This is a genomic window from Agrobacterium sp. ST15.13.015, assembly GCF_027871645.1.
Lineage (GTDB): Bacteria > Pseudomonadota > Alphaproteobacteria > Rhizobiales > Rhizobiaceae > Agrobacterium > Agrobacterium leguminum.
On sequence record NZ_JAQAHF010000047.1, the window covers coordinates 1 to 1166 of the forward strand.

Here is a 1166-nt window from a genome sequence, read left to right on the forward strand (position 1 = left end):
CTAGTCACCTGGAACCAAAGTAAGCCTCATTTTGTTCAGCTTCTGTCACAAGAGCAGGAGTTTGTTTTATGGTTGGCAGGCAGGCGGACCTCGTCGTTCTGAGCGACGAGGATAGAAATTTCCTCGAATCTCAGGTGCGCCGGCATAAAGCGCCACGCTCCTTGTCGGATCGGTGCCGAATGGTCTTGCTGTGCGCGCAGGGTCTGCGGAGCAAGGATGTAGCCGAGCGGCTCGGGGTCCACGAGCACACGGTAGGCAAGTGGCGCCGCCGGTTCGTACACGATGGTATCGAAGGACTGACGGACGAATACCGGACAGGTCGGCCACGAACTGTCTCTGATGCTCAGGTTGCCGAGGTCGTCGAGCGTACATTGAATGCCACTCCAAAGGATGCCACGCACTGGTCCATTCGTTCGATGGCTGCCGACAGCGGGCTGTCACACACCACCATCCGCCGGATATGGACGGCATTTGGTCTGCAGCCGCATCGTGCCGAGACATTCAAGCTTTCTTCCGATCCCCTCTTCGTTGACAAGGTGCAAGACATCGTCGGTCTTTACATGTCACCGCCGGATCGGGCAGTCGTGCTTTGCGTGGATGAGAAATCGCAAATCCAGGCATTGGATCGCGAGCAGCCCGTTCTGCCCATGGCGCCGGGTGTCGCCGAACGGCGCACCCATACCTACGTCCGCAATGGCACAACGTCGCTGTTCGCCGCGCTCGACATTGCCACTGGTGCGGTGATCGGTCATTGCTACAAGCGTCACCGGGCCACCGAATTCCTCGACTTCCTGAAGCGGATTGACGCCGAAATGCCCAATGGACCGGATGTGCATCTAGTGATGGACAACTATGCGACCCACAAGACGCCGAGGATCAAGGCCTGGCTTGCTCGCCGTCCACACTGGCATGTTCACTTCACACCAACTTCAGCATCCTGGATCAACCAGGTCGAGCGGTGGTTTGCAGAGCTAACGCGAAAGCAGTTGCAGCGCGGCGTACATCGTTCCACCGCAGAACTGGAAGCCGACATCCACGCCTTCATCGAAACCCACAACGAGAACCCCACCCCATACAAGTGGGTCAAGTCCGCCGACCAAATCCTCGCCTCGGTCAAGCGATTCTGCCAGAAAACAATGAGCCGAACTTCAGATTCAGGTGACTAG

The 1166-nt window shown here is 57.7% G+C and carries 1 protein-coding gene; it reads left to right on the top strand.

Annotation, left to right across the window (positions count from 1 at the left end; translation table 11 throughout):
• Positions 1-68: 68 nt before the first annotated feature.
• The gene (locus PIB16_RS26655; RefSeq protein ID WP_125269925.1) at positions 69-1166 is read left to right on the top strand and encodes an IS630 family transposase; all 1098 of its coding nucleotides are present in this window, start codon (positions 69-71) and stop codon (positions 1164-1166) included.

What these genes read in the sequence shown, in the direction of transcription:
- PIB16_RS26655 (WP_125269925.1), top strand. Translation starts at nt 69, where the DNA reads ATGGTTGGCAGGCAGGCGGACCTCGTCGTTCTGAGCGACGAGGATAGA.